Origin of the sequence: Acinetobacter sp. ABJ_C4_1, assembly GCF_044538495.1 — a bacterium.
In the GTDB taxonomy this organism is placed as follows: Bacteria; Pseudomonadota; Gammaproteobacteria; order Pseudomonadales; family Moraxellaceae; genus Acinetobacter; species Acinetobacter nosocomialis_A.
The window spans coordinates 185161-198109 of record NZ_JBIUCQ010000006.1; the positions used below are offsets into that span (position 1 = coordinate 185161).

Annotated in this window: 14 protein-coding genes; 12 read left to right on the forward strand and 2 right to left on the reverse strand. The window is 39.9% G+C overall.

What is annotated here, in order from left to right; genetic code table 11:
- Window positions 1-15: 15 nt before the first annotated feature.
- Window positions 16-789 carry an SDR family oxidoreductase gene (locus tag ACIF8R_RS10065; protein WP_396480526.1) on the reverse strand — a complete coding sequence of 258 codons (774 nt, stop codon included), beginning with the start codon at window positions 787-789 and terminating at the stop codon, window positions 16-18.
- 112 nt (window positions 790-901) lie between these two features.
- On the opposite strand from ACIF8R_RS10065, the gene mazG reads away from it, so the two are divergent.
- From mazG to yjgA, 9 genes are all read left to right on the forward strand, one after another.
- Window positions 902-1675 (forward strand): nucleoside triphosphate pyrophosphohydrolase, encoded by a 774-nt coding sequence (gene mazG / locus ACIF8R_RS10070; protein WP_396480528.1) that lies wholly within the window; start codon window positions 902-904, stop codon window positions 1673-1675.
- A 1-nt stretch (window position 1676) separates the two neighbouring features.
- Entirely contained in the window at window positions 1677-2087 is a 411-nt protein-coding gene (locus ACIF8R_RS10075) for a ComEA family DNA-binding protein (protein ID WP_396480530.1), read from the forward strand.
- Between the two features lie 125 nt (window positions 2088-2212).
- Complete coding sequence (gene pcnB / locus ACIF8R_RS10080; RefSeq protein WP_233930186.1) at window positions 2213-3676, forward strand: polynucleotide adenylyltransferase PcnB; 1464 nt, start codon at window positions 2213-2215, stop codon at window positions 3674-3676.
- On the forward strand, window positions 3673-4155 hold the full coding sequence (gene folK, locus ACIF8R_RS10085; RefSeq protein WP_031982042.1) for a 2-amino-4-hydroxy-6-hydroxymethyldihydropteridine diphosphokinase: 483 nt from the start codon (window positions 3673-3675) through the stop codon (window positions 4153-4155). The genes pcnB and folK overlap by 4 nt, the downstream gene beginning before the upstream one ends.
- A 43-nt stretch (window positions 4156-4198) precedes the next feature.
- Window positions 4199-5008, forward strand: a complete 810-nt coding sequence (gene panB, locus ACIF8R_RS10090; RefSeq protein WP_032047472.1) for a 3-methyl-2-oxobutanoate hydroxymethyltransferase — start codon at window positions 4199-4201, stop codon at window positions 5006-5008.
- 3 nt (window positions 5009-5011) lie between these two features.
- Complete coding sequence (gene panC / locus ACIF8R_RS10095) at window positions 5012-5860, forward strand: pantoate--beta-alanine ligase (protein ID WP_396480532.1); 849 nt, start codon at window positions 5012-5014, stop codon at window positions 5858-5860.
- 22 nt (window positions 5861-5882) lie between these two features.
- The gene (rapZ, locus tag ACIF8R_RS10100; protein WP_042076255.1) at window positions 5883-6734 is read left to right on the forward strand and encodes an RNase adapter RapZ; all 852 of its coding nucleotides are present in this window, start codon (window positions 5883-5885) and stop codon (window positions 6732-6734) included.
- Window positions 6731-7000, forward strand: a complete 270-nt coding sequence (locus ACIF8R_RS10105) for an HPr family phosphocarrier protein (RefSeq protein WP_019458135.1) — start codon at window positions 6731-6733, stop codon at window positions 6998-7000. The genes rapZ and ACIF8R_RS10105 overlap by 4 nt, the downstream gene beginning before the upstream one ends.
- 2 nt (window positions 7001-7002) lie before the next feature.
- Window positions 7003-7539, forward strand: a complete 537-nt coding sequence (yjgA, locus tag ACIF8R_RS10110; protein WP_004883153.1) for a ribosome biogenesis factor YjgA — start codon at window positions 7003-7005, stop codon at window positions 7537-7539.
- Between the two features lie 60 nt (window positions 7540-7599).
- On the opposite strand, the gene ACIF8R_RS10115 is transcribed toward yjgA, so the two are convergent.
- Window positions 7600-9228 (reverse strand): acyl-CoA synthetase, encoded by a 1629-nt coding sequence (locus ACIF8R_RS10115; RefSeq protein WP_212285033.1) that lies wholly within the window; start codon window positions 9226-9228, stop codon window positions 7600-7602.
- A 411-nt stretch (window positions 9229-9639) separates the two neighbouring features.
- On the opposite strand from ACIF8R_RS10115, the gene thrS reads away from it, so the two are divergent.
- From thrS to ACIF8R_RS10130, 3 genes are all read left to right on the forward strand, one after another.
- Window positions 9640-11562, forward strand: a complete 1923-nt coding sequence (thrS, locus tag ACIF8R_RS10120; protein WP_019456642.1) for a threonine--tRNA ligase — start codon at window positions 9640-9642, stop codon at window positions 11560-11562.
- A 5-nt stretch (window positions 11563-11567) separates the two neighbouring features.
- Window positions 11568-12119, forward strand: coding sequence for a translation initiation factor IF-3 (gene infC, locus ACIF8R_RS10125; RefSeq protein ID WP_079377112.1), 552 nt, complete (start codon window positions 11568-11570; stop codon window positions 12117-12119).
- A gap of 205 nt (window positions 12120-12324) precedes the next feature.
- On the forward strand, window positions 12325-12945 hold the full coding sequence (locus ACIF8R_RS10130) for a glutathione S-transferase N-terminal domain-containing protein (RefSeq protein ID WP_000566575.1): 621 nt from the start codon (window positions 12325-12327) through the stop codon (window positions 12943-12945).
- Window positions 12946-12949 lie beyond the last annotated feature (4 nt).

A 12949-nucleotide genomic window follows, 5' to 3' on the forward strand; every position in this document is an offset into this window, starting at 1 on the left:
CGGCCTTTTTATCAGCTACTTTCTCGATAAATAAATATTAGTTAACCGATTTAAAAACTGTGGGCTTATTGTTGAAAGTTGATAAAGCAATTTGGTTTTTATACCAACTGGAGTGTGCGTAGGTGTCCAGAAACGAGCTTTTTTCTCGACAAGTGAAAGCACCTTTTGAGCAATATCGTTGGGTGTTAAATCGACTCCCATGTTTTGAATACTGCCAGCATCCATATTATTGACCATCGCAGTTTGTACAAATAACGGCATCACATCTAAAACACGAATACCATATTTTTTCCATTCCACATCTAAACCTTCGGTAATTCCTCTAACTGCAAATTTACTGGCCGAATAAGAAATAAGGTCAGCTTGTCCGTAAATTGCAGAAGCTGAAGAGAGATTAATGACGCGTGCAAAAGAAGCTTGCTTTAAATAAGGAAGAGCAGCATGGCAGCCATTGATGACACCGTTTACATTAATATTGATTGTTCTTTGATGTGACTTGATATCGATATTTTCAAAGGCTCCAGAATATAAAATTCCTGCGTTATTCACCAAAATATTAAGCTCGCCAGCCCAGTCGGTAAATTCTTTTAATATAAGTTGCCACTGGCTGTAATCACTAACATCTAAATAGCCAGCGCATGCATTAGGTCCTAACTCTGTTGCTAAGCTTTGAGCAAGTGATTCGTTAATATCATAAATGCCTACTTTATATCCTTGGTTGTAAAATACCCGTGCAATTTCTGCTCCAATACCTTGAGCTGCGCCACTAATCAGAATGCTATGTTTCATCTTTTTTTCTCTTTATCGGTACAATAGGACGAATGATTTGCCGCTTTAATTTTGATCATAGCAAATTAAGATTTTAAATTTACTGACCGACTTTTTGAACTTGAGGGTTACCATGGATAAATTGCTTAAAATTATGCAAGAGCTACGTGAGAAATGTCCGTGGGATCAACAGCAAACCCCAATGTCACTGACTAAATATGCAATTGAAGAAGCATATGAAGTCGAAGCTGCTATCCGTCAGGGCGATATTGATGAAATTCGAAATGAGTTGGGTGATTTGTTACTACAAGTTGTATTTCAATCGCAAATGTTTAGCGAACAAGGGGCGTTCAATTTTCAAGATGTAGTTGAGGCAATTAGTGAAAAATTGGTACGACGTCATCCACATGTTTTTCAAGCTGATCAATTTAATAACTTAACACCCGAACAAGTCAGTGAGTTATGGAAACAAATTAAACAACAAGAAAAGCAAGGCAAGCCACAATCAAGATTAGATGAAATTAAACATGGGCCAGCACTGTCTCAAGCACAGGAAATTCAAAAAAATGTCGCAAAAGTCGGGTTCGATTTTGAAACAGTAGAAGATGCTTATACCAAATTAGAAGAAGAACTAGATGAGTTTAAAGAAGCGCTAAAAAATCAAAATATTGATGAAATTCAAGATGAATTTGGAGATTGTCTGTTTTCATTGGTCAATGTAGGACGTAAGCTTAATATTTCAAGTGAAACTTCACTTTTATCGACCATACATAAATTTAGAAGTCGTTTTGCTTTTATTGAAGAGCAAGCCATAAAACAGCAAAGAACATTAGAAGACATGACTTTGTCTGAGATGGATGAATTGTGGAATCAAGCAAAACGACAATTACAATCAGGGGAAAAATGACATGCGATACAGCATGAGACTTTGGAAAAATAAGTGTTTTATTTTAATGATGTTGTGCTTAGGGGTAATTTCACCTTCGGTTTTTGCTCAATCTTTTGACCAGAACTTTCAAGAATGGAAGGCTAAACAGCAGATGTATGACCAAAAGTTAAACGTCTCTAAGCCTTCTCATTCTAATGCTTCTAAAAATTCTTATACTAAGCGTTTTAATGTCTCCACAGGGCAAATTCACTTGAATCAGGCCACTGTAAATGAGTTTCAGCAGTTAAAAGGCGTAGGTGAGAAAAAGGCGCAAGCGATTGTAGAATATAGACAGAAGAACGGAAGTTTTAAAAATATTGACGAAATTAAAAACGTCAAAGGAATCGGACCAGCTATTTTTGAAAAAAATAAATCACGTTTAGCCTTATAAAAGTTGTGTTCGTCAATTATCATTTCCTGCGCAATCTAAAGAGAATCAAATTGCCCTTTGTGTGTGTTAGAGCTATGATTAGCGACAACTTGTTATTTACGTCCTGACGTAGGAGACAGCGTCTTTTGCAAACCTTGCGAGCGTCAAAATGTGGTTTGTCCACAGCCCAACTTCCTTCTTCGATTTTAGATGTGATCGATAGTCTGAACAAAGCAGGCTATGAAGCTTATATTGTTGGGGGTGGTGTCCGTGATTTAATGCTAGGACTCAATCCTAAAGATTTCGATGCAGTCACCAATGCAACACCTTCTCAAATTAAAGAAGTTTTTGGTCGTCGATGCCGAATTATTGGCCGTCGATTTGAATTGGCACATGTCTATTCAGGGCGTGAGCTAATCGAAGTTGCTACTTTCCGTGCCCCTCCTAAAAAAGCAGTCACCAATGCTTCAGGCATGATTTTGCGTGACAATAACTGGGGAACCATCGAACAGGACTTTGCTCGACGCGATTTTTCTATCAATACGCTTTACTACCAACCACGTAAAGGTATTGTGCTCGATTTTTGTAAAGCAATTGATGATGTCAAAAATAAGACTTTGCGTTTATTGGGCGACCCTGTACAACGTTTTGAAGAAGATCCGGTGCGTATGCTACGGACGTTACGTTTTGCAGCGAAGTTAAACTTTAAAATTGATCCAGCGATTCTCGATATTTTTGATGTTGAGATGACGCAGTTGCTTCGTGATGTTTCTCCGCACCGTTTATACGATGAGTCTCAGAAGCTTTTCACAATGGGTCATTTGGCACGTGTATTACCAATGCTGATTGAATTTGGCGTGTGGAAACAGCTTTTTGCTGATATTCGCCCAGATTTGACGCCATTTATTCAACGTGCTGCAAAAAATACAGATCAACGTATTCAAATTGGTAAAACCATTAACCCTGCATTTTTTTATGCAGTTTTATTGTGGCAGCCATTTTTAGAACGTTGTGACTTTTATTTAACGAAAGGTGTAGTTCCAGCTGAAGCTCGTGCCCAAGCTGGTTTAGATGTTTTAAAACGTCAAGCCACACGTACAGTCATTCCTCGTTTTGCCGAAACTTTTATTCGTGAAGTTTGGGAAATGCAAACTCGATTGCTTAACCCAAAGCCACAGCAAATTGAAGCATTGGCAAGCCATGCGCGTTTCCGTGCAGGCTTTGACTTCTTATTACTTCGTGAAAAGTCAGGTGATGACACAACACAAGGAATGGGAAGCTGGTGGGATGCTTACCAAGAAATGTCAAATGACGAAAAAGAAGCTGCGATTAGCCAATATAATCGTCAAAAAGCGAAAAGTCGTCGTAAGGTTGCTGCTGAACCTGTTGAGAACAATAGAGTTGATGCAGAAATTGAGCCTTTGGTGGATGTTCCAGAGCCTCGAAGCCGTCGTGGCAAGAAAGAACGTGCACGACAAGAGCAGTCTGTTGACCGTTTTATGGAAAAATCTTCCGCATCACAAACCAATATGACGAGCGATCACCCAATCTTAAAGCGTAAGCGGGTACAACGTGATTTGAGCCAAGTTATTTTTGGACCTACGCAATGACAGTAACCACATATATTGGCTTAGGAAGTAACCTAGGTGACTCACGCCAAATTTTGTCTGAAGCGATAGCCAAGCTTAAATCTATTGGTGAAGTGAAGGTATCCAAACTGTACCAAAGCCCACCGATGGGTCCTCAAGATCAACCGAATTATCTAAATGCAGTAGCTCAGCTAAAAACTGAGTTACTTCCGCTTGATTTACTCGACCATTTACAGCGTTTTGAACAGGAAGCTGGGCGAGTGAGACTCCGTCATTGGGGAGAGCGAACTTTAGATCTTGATCTACTGATTTATGGCAATGAAAAAATACAAAATGAGCGCTTAACTGTGCCGCATGTAGGAATCTTGCAACGAGATTTTGTTGTGATTCCTTTATTAGATTTAGACGCTGATTTACATATCGATGATCAGCCACTTAAAAATTTAGAACTCTTACAGCAGCCGACGCTGACTGTACTTGCTGATGAGTCTTGGGCTTAAGCCTGACTTATACGTTCTGCAAACTCCTGTAGAGGATACCATCATGATTAGTCTAAGTGACTTAAGAAAATTTAAAGCCGAAGGACGTAAGTTCTCTTGTCTAACTTGTTACGATGCAAGTATGGCAAAAGCAATGGAACTTGCTGAAATTGATACTATCTTAATTGGTGATTCTCTTGGAATGGCAATTCAAGGTCGTGACTCAACTTTACCTGTAACTGTTGAAGACATGGCTTATCATACAGCGGCGGTGCGCCGTGGTAATCAGCATGCATTGATTATGACTGATCTACCATTTATGAGTTATGCCACTTTAAACGATGCTTTGCAGAATGCGAAAACAGTTATGCAAGCTGGTGCCCAGATGATCAAAATCGAAGGTGGTGCATGGCTAAGTGAAACCGTACAAGTGTTAACACGTAATGGTGTACCTGTATGCGTACATTTAGGTTTAACACCTCAGTCTGTACATGTATTTGGTGGCTACAAACTACAAGCTAGAACCCGTGAAGCTGCTGATCAACTGATTGCTGACTGTACGGCTGTGGTTGAAGCTGGAGCGGCGGTACTATTGCTTGAATGCGTTCCAGCACAGTTGGGCCAAGAAATTGCAGAGTTATTCCCGAATACTCCTGTAATTGGTATTGGGGCGGGTAATGCGACTGATGGTCAGGTACTTGTAGTACAAGACATGTTAGGTTTGACGTTTGGCAAGGTTGCACGTTTTGTGCGTAACTTTATGAAAGAACAATCTGGTGAAACAGCAATTTTAGATGCTTTTAAAGCTTTTCACGCTGCTGTACAGGACCAGTCGTTCCCAGCCAAAGAACATACTTTCCAAGTTGAGCTGTAATTCATGAAAACAGAAACCACTATACAAGGCTTAGCTGCTTCTTTAAATCCTGCTAGAGCTGCACGTAAAATCATTGGTTTTGTCCCAACTATGGGAAATCTACATGAAGGACATCTAACACTTGTTCGTGAAGCGAAAAAGTTATGTGATGTTGTGGTTGTAAGTATCTTCGTGAACCCGACCCAATTTGGTCCAGGTGAAGATTTTGATAACTATCCACGTACTTTAGAGCAGGACAGTCGTCTACTTGCTGATGTTGGTTGTGATATTATTTTTGCGCCTTCAGTTGAGCAAATGTACGGTACACAGCCTCGTTTAACTAACATTAGTGTTAGCCAAATTACGGATGACTTGTGTGGTAGTTCACGTCCGGGACACTTTGATGGCGTAGCACTGGTTGTTACAAAACTCTTTAATATTGTGCAACCGAATTATGCTTTCTTTGGTCAAAAAGATTACCAACAGTTAGCAGTGATTCGCCAGTTTGTACAAGACTTAAATATTCCATTAGAAGTGATTGGCGTGCCAATTGTTCGTGCGGCAGATGGTTTAGCGCTTAGTTCAAGAAATGGTTATTTGACTCCTGAACAACGTCAAACTGCACCAGTCATCTATCAAGGTCTAAAGCAAGCTGAAGAGCAATTACACCAAGGTAAAGATTTACAACAAGTCTTGGCGGATTTAAAAACGCTGTTGACAGACAATGGTTTTGTTGTGGATTATGTGGAAGCTCGTCAGCTGAACTTGTTAGCTGTTTCTCAGTTTGATCGCGATATTGTGTTATTTGTCGCGGCCAAGTTGGGCGGAACACGTTTAATTGATAATTTACAAGTTGCCTTTACACCTCAATAATACATAAAAGGACAGCCATGCCATGAAGCGTATACTTATCGTGACAGGACAGTCTGGTTCAGGAAAATCTTCAGCTCTTCAGGTATTAGAAGATTTGGGCTATTACTGTATTGATAATTTACCTTTGGCATTGCTGCCTGAAATTGTGGCAAAGCTAGATCATGAAAATAATCTTGAACAACTGGCTTTAGGTGTAGATGTCCGAAGTACACGGGCTGATATGCAAGAGTTCGACCATGTTTTTGAGCAATTACAAAAACATGGTACGGTTGATGTGATTTATCTGACGACACAAGATCAGGATTTGATTGCACGATTTAGTGCCTCGCGTCGTCCACATCCGTTGGCGAACCGTTTCAAAAGCCTTTTACAATGTATTCATGAAGAAAAGCAGTTACTGATTCCAATTCAGTTCCGCGCTACCGTTCATATTGATACTACAGATAAAAGTGTTCATGATTTAAAACATATTTTGCTGTCGAAATTAGGGCAGTCAGATAATCTGATTGTTATATTGCAGTCATTTGGTTATAAACATGGCATTCCTTTAGATGCCGACTATGTTTTTGACGTACGGCATTTACCAAATCCGCATTGGGATTTAGAATTACGCCGCTTTTCTGGTTTAGACGAGCCAGTTAAGCAGTTTTTAGAAGCAAGTCCACAAGCAAATGAAATGTTTGAGGACATACATCACTTCTTAAAAAAATGGTTGCCGGCATTTGCTGAAGGGCATCGTCACTATATGACGGTTTCAATAGGTTGCACAGGCGGCCAGCATCGTTCAGTTTATATGGTAGATAGACTAAAACAAGCACTTGAGGCAGAATGGTCTGTTCAGGTCTTACACAGAGAAATGAAGCACTGGTCATGATAGACACAACTGTTGATGTAATTAATAAACTCGGTTTACATGCACGTGCATCAGGAAAACTGATAGAGGTCACTACGAAGTTTCGTTCATCAATTCAGATTGGTAAGGGCGATCATTTAGTAGATGCAAAGAATATTATGTCGTTACTGATGTTGGGTGCAGGAAAAGGGACCACTTTACGTTTGGTCATTGATGGCGCTGACGAAGAACAGGCATTAAATGAAGTACAGGCGTTATTCGCTGCAAAATTTTATGAGGCAGATTAATCGTGGCACGTCGTCCCCAGCGTTATACTGAAGAAGATTTTGATTCTTTAGAAGGACGTGCAAGTAAAACCGAACAGAAAAAAGCAGTTCAACGTATGGCTGCTTTAGGTGAGCAGTTAGCACAACTTTCTATCAAACAGATTCAAAAACTTCCGGTTGATGAGCGTTTAATTGATGCTCTTTTAGAAGTCCAGAATATTAGCTCGTTTGAAGCGCGTCGTCGCCAGTTTCAGCGTGTTGGTAAACTCTTGCGTAATGAAGATGAGACCGTCATTTTATCTTATTTGACTCCTCAACAAGGCGCGAAAAAACAAGCTCAATTGATGCGTTGGGTAGATCGTATGATCGAGCAGGGCGACCCTGCAATTAATGAGTTTAGTAAAATCTATAATGCATCTGAACGTCATACTTTGCGTCAGCATGTGTTAAGAATTAACCGTGATAAAACTCAGCAAGTTGCGGAAGCAGATCTTGAAGCATCTAAAGGTAAGTTTATTAACTACGTGCAGCAAGTCGCTTTATTGTCAGATCAAGGTTAATACCGTTTTAACTAAAAAAAAGCGACGTTAGATACGTCGCTTTTTTATTTCCGATATTGTTTAAACGCGTTCTTTTGCCCATTCACGCAAAATGAATTTTTGCAATTTGCCTGTTGCGGTTTTTGGTATTTCAGTAATCACTACATCTTTGGGAACTTTAAAGCGCGCCAGTTCTTTTTGACAATGTGCAATAATTTCTTCAGGAGTCACTGTAGCACCCGTTTTTAATTCAATAAATGCACATGGTACTTCTTGCCAACGTTCATCAGGTTTTGCCACAACAGCCGCCGTTAAAACTGCTGGATGTTTATATAAAACGTCTTCCACCTCTAAAGATGAGATATTTTCTCCACCTGAAATAATAATATCTTTGGAGCGGTCAGTGATTTTTGCATAGCCATCTGGGTGGCAAACAGCTAAATCTCCTGTGTGGAACCAACCACCAGCGAAAGCTTCTTCAGTTGCCTTAGGATTTTTTAAATATCCCTTCATGACAATGTTGCCACGGAACATAATTTCTCCCATGGTTTCGCCATCATTTGGAACAGGCTGCATCGTTTCAGGGTCTAGTACGCGCATACTGTCTTGTAAAGGATAAGGCACGCCCTGACGAGAATGCAGTTGTGCTTGTTCAGTAATTGACAGGTCGCTCCATCCTGCTTGAGATGCGCAAAGTGCAGATGGTCCATAGGTTTCAGTTAAACCGTAAACATGGTTGACATTAATTCCAATATTTCGCATACCTTCAATCACAGCGACAGGTGGAGCAGCACCTGCCACCATAACTTCAACATGATGTTCTATGCTTGGCTGTTTTTCTTTTGGTAAGTTAATAATCATGGATAGAACAATTGGCGCACCACAGAAGTAATCAACCTTATGTTTTGCAATAAGCTGCATCACCAGTTCAGGATCGACCTTGCGTAGGCAAATATTGGTGCCACCACTGGCTGCAATACTCCATGCAAAGCACCAACCGTTACAATGGAACAGAGGAAGTGTCCATAAATAAACAGCTCGAGGTTTCATGCCACAGGCTAAAATATTACTAGCCGCATTTAAATAAGCACCTCGGTGATGATAAACCACGCCCTTAGGGTTGCCTGTTGTGCCGGAAGTGTAATTTAAGCTAATTGCATCCCATTCATCTTGTGGTAAATGCCATTCGAAATCAGTATCACCTTGAGCTATCCATTCTTCATATTCAAACGAACCAAGAAATTGGTTTTCACCCTCATATTCTTCATCAGCGACATCAATCACAATAATATGTTGGTTGGGAATGAACGATAGAGCTTCTCTGGCTAAATTAACAAACTCAGGATCAACTAAAAGTACTTTAGTCTCAGCGTGCTCCAGCATGAAGGCGATAGTTTTAGCATCTAAACGAGTATTTAGTGTATTAAGAACAGCACCAGCCATAGGTACAGCAAAATGTGCTTCGATCATTGCTGGTACATTTGGCAATAAAACTGAAACGGTATCGTTTTTAGTTATGCCCAATTGTTGAAGTTGAGAAGCAAACTGTCGGCAGCGCTGGTAAGTTTCTTTCCATGAAATTTGACGGTTGCCATGAATAATAGAAGCTTGGTCTGGATAGATATAAGCTGCACGTTCTAAATAGCGCAGAGGGGATAACGCAACAAAGTTTGCGGGTGTGCGTGGTAATTCATCGTATGCACTAACCATGTGAAATAACTCCATGTTCTATTTTTTAATTCATTCTTTGAAAATATGACTTAATATTAATCAAAGCATTAATGCTTTAGTCTTAAACAGAAATACCCCTCAGTCAGGAAATGAGCACAAATGCTATTTCCCACATCTTAAAACAGTTCTGATGAATAATTATCCTATTTATGTATTTCTTAAAATTTAGGTAGAGCGCTTATTAAAGTCATTTATTGCTGTTTACGGTATAAGCAAAATGTATTTATGATTTTATGAGCACAAAGGTTTTCACTTGGCTTGAACAAGTGTAAAATCTTTCAGGTTTTTAATTTTGATTTACACCGTTTTTATATTTTGAGGCTTGCCTCGATCATAATCTCGCGGTGAAATGCTCCTTCGTATAGGGCATCACTCCTTAAGGATTTTTCTATGCCAATTATCACATTGCCAAATGGCGATCAAAAGAGTTTTGATCACCCTGTATCTGTTATGGAAGTCGCTCAAAGTATTGGGCCTGGTTTAGCAAAAAATACTGTTGCTGGACGAGTAAATGATCGCTTAGTTGATGCATGTGACTTAATTACCGAAGACTCGACCTTACAAATTATCACTCCAAAAGATGAAGAAGGTCTTGAGATCATTCGCCACTCTTGTGCACACCTTGTAGGGCATGCAGTAAAGCAACTTTTCCCTGAAGCAAAGATGGTGATTGGTCCGGTCATCGAAGAAGGTTTCTATTACGACATCTGGATGCCACGTCCTTTTACATTAGATGATATGGCAGCAATCGAAGAGCGTATGAAAAAGCTCATCGATCAAGATTACGATGTTGTTAAAAAAATGACTCCACGTGATGAAGTTATTGCTGAATTTACTGCTCGTGGTGAAGAATACAAATTACGCTTGATTGCAGACATGCCTGAAGAAACACAAATGGGCTTGTACTACCATCAAGATTATTTAGATATGTGTCGTGGTCCTCACGTACCGAATACAAAATTCTTAAAATCATTCAAGCTCACTAAAATCTCTGGTGCTTACTGGCGTGGTGATGCGAAGAATGAACAGCTTCAACGTATTTACGGTACTGCTTGGGCTGATAAAAAACAGTTAGCAGCTTATATCAAGCGTATTGAAGAAGCTGAAAAGCGTGATCACCGTAAAATTGGTAAAGCATTAGACTTGTTCCATATGCAAGAAGAAGCACCGGGTATGGTGTTCTGGCATGCAAATGGTTGGACTATTTATCAAGTACTAGAGCAGTACATGCGTAAAGTTCAGCAAGACAATGGTTACCAAGAAATTAAAACTCCGCAAATCGTAGATTTTACGCTTTGGGAGAAATCTGGTCATGCGGCAAACTATGCAGAAAACATGTTTACGACTCATTCAGAAAGTCGTAACTATGCTGTAAAACCAATGAACTGTCCTTGTCACGTTCAAGTGTTCAACCAAGGATTAAAATCTTACCGTGATTTACCAATTCGTTTAGCTGAGTTTGGTTCTTGTCACCGTAATGAACCATCTGGTTCTTTACACGGTATTATGCGTGTTCGTGGCTTTACACAAGATGATGCACATATCTTCTGTACTAAAGAGCAGATCGGTAAAGAAGTTGCAGACTTTATTAAACTCACTTTAGATGTTTATAAAGACTTTGGCTTTGAAGAAGTTCAAATGAAGTTGTCTACTCGCCCAGAAAAGCGTGTAGGTGATGATGCACTTTGGGATTTAGCTGAAAAATCTTTAGCAGATGCTTTAGATGAAGCTGGTCTTAAATGGGAATTGCAGCCGGGTGAAGGCGCATTCTATGGTCCAAAGATTGAGTTCTCTTTAAAAGACTGTCTTGGTCGTGTATGGCAATGTGGTACCATTCAGTGTGACTTCAACTTGCCAGTTCGTTTAGACGCTTCTTATGTAACTGAAGAAAACGAACGTGATCAGCCTGTAATGTTGCACCGTGCAATTCTTGGTAGTTTTGAGCGTTTTATTGGTATACTAATTGAACACTACGCTGGTTTTATGCCACCTTGGTTGTCACCTGTACAAGCATGTGTCATGAACATTACCGACGCTCAAGCGGAAGCAAGTGAGCAAGTTGTGGCAAAACTCAAGGAAAATGGCCTTCGCGCTATTTCTGACTTGAGAAATGAAAAAATCGGATTTAAGATTCGTGAGCGTACTCTAGAGCGCATTCCTTACCTGTTAGTTCTTGGTGATCGAGAAGTTGAAGAAGGTACAGTGAATGTACGTACTCGCTCAGGAAAAAATTTAGGTACTATGTCAGTGGATGCTTTCATTGACTTAGTGAAATCTGCCGTCGCCGAACGTGGCCGGTATATTGTGGAGTAAGAAAGATTAAACAGCCTGACCGTAACCAACAACAAGGTGCAAAGAGTAACCGTCCAGCAATTAACGATGAGATCCGTGCAAAAGAAGTACGCCTCGTCGCTGCTGATGGTGAGCAAAAAGGAATTGTTTCATTAAATGAAGCACTGCGTGCTGCTGAGGATGCAGATCTTGACCTTGTTGAGATTGTCGCAAACGCTGAGCCGCCTGTTTGTAAAATCATGGATTACAACAAGCACTTGTTTGACCTGAAACAGAAGCAAAAAGATGCCAAGAAAAAACAGCATCAAGTGCAAGTGAAGGAAATCAAACTACGCCCAGCAACTGATGTAGGTGATTATCAAGTTAAGCTTCGTGCTATTTTGAAGTTCCTTGAAGAAGGTAACAAAGTCAAAATCACCTTACGTTTCCGTGGTCGTGAAATGGCTCACCAACAACTTGGTTTAGCTCAATTGCAAAAGATTGAAGCAGACGTAGCTGAGTTTGGTATTGTAGAGCAAGCTCCGAAAATGGAAGGTCGACAAATGGGTATGTTGCTTGGACCGAAAAAGAAAAAGTAATACTCAAAAAAAGCACTGCAAAAGCAGTGCTTTTTTTTGCCTGTCATTTTGTGGTTTAGTTCCTTTAAAGTGCGATTTAATAACTTTTTAAACCAAAGTTATTCTCAAATTTTATGTGTTTTTTGGTGTTGGAGATATCATTGTATTAGCCAAAACATGATATAACGCAAGACGCAGTCATGATAACGATGAATAGGAAAATAGAATGATTGATCTATATTATTGGGGAACACCCAATGGACATAAAATCACAATTGCCTTAGAAGAAATGGGACTGGATTACACCCTTTATCCAATTAATATTTTAGAAAATGATCAATTTCAACCTGATTTCCTGAAAATTTCTCCAAACAATAAAATTCCTGCAATTGTTGATCAGGACGGTCCACGTGGCGAGCCAATTTCAGTATTTGAATCTGGCGCGATCTTGCAATATTTAGGTCGAAAAACTGGTTTATTCTATCCAACAGATGAGCAAGAGCGAGTTGAAGTTGAACAATGGCTCATGTGGCAAATGGGTGGACTAGGGCCTATGCTTGGGCAGAATCATCATTTTAACCGCTTTGCACCAGAGAAAATTCCTTATGCTATAGATCGCTACGTAAATGAGACTAAGCGTTTATATGGCGTATTAAACAAACAACTTATAGGGCAAAAATTTGTTGCGGGGGAATACTCAATTGCTGATATGGCAATTTTACCTTGGATCTTGCGCTATGAATGGCAGGGGATTCAATTAGAGGACTATCCATATGTGCAAGAATACATTGTCCGTTTAACGGCACGTCCTGCGGTGCAAAAAGCTTTATCAATTAAAGTCATCTAATTTT

Bases quoted from the DNA above. Each gene is read 5' to 3' on its own strand.
- ACIF8R_RS10065 (WP_396480526.1), bottom strand. From the start codon at position 789: ATGAAACATAGCATTCTGATTAGTGGCGCAGCTCAAGGTATTGGAGCA.
- mazG (WP_396480528.1), top strand. From the start codon at position 902: ATGGATAAATTGCTTAAAATTATGCAAGAGCTACGTGAGAAATGTCCG.
- ACIF8R_RS10075 (WP_396480530.1), top strand. From the start codon at position 1,677: ATGCGATACAGCATGAGACTTTGGAAAAATAAGTGTTTTATTTTAATG.
- folK (WP_031982042.1), top strand. From the start codon at position 3,673: ATGACAGTAACCACATATATTGGCTTAGGAAGTAACCTAGGTGACTCA.
- panB (WP_032047472.1), top strand. From the start codon at position 4,199: ATGATTAGTCTAAGTGACTTAAGAAAATTTAAAGCCGAAGGACGTAAG.
- panC (WP_396480532.1), top strand. From the start codon at position 5,012: ATGAAAACAGAAACCACTATACAAGGCTTAGCTGCTTCTTTAAATCCT.
- rapZ (WP_042076255.1), top strand. From the start codon at position 5,883: ATGAAGCGTATACTTATCGTGACAGGACAGTCTGGTTCAGGAAAATCT.
- ACIF8R_RS10105 (WP_019458135.1), top strand. From the start codon at position 6,731: ATGATAGACACAACTGTTGATGTAATTAATAAACTCGGTTTACATGCA.
- ACIF8R_RS10115 (WP_212285033.1), bottom strand. From the start codon at position 9,228: ATGGTTAGTGCATACGATGAATTACCACGCACACCCGCAAACTTTGTT.
- thrS (WP_019456642.1), top strand. From the start codon at position 9,640: ATGCCAATTATCACATTGCCAAATGGCGATCAAAAGAGTTTTGATCAC.
- ACIF8R_RS10130 (WP_000566575.1), top strand. From the start codon at position 12,325: ATGATTGATCTATATTATTGGGGAACACCCAATGGACATAAAATCACA.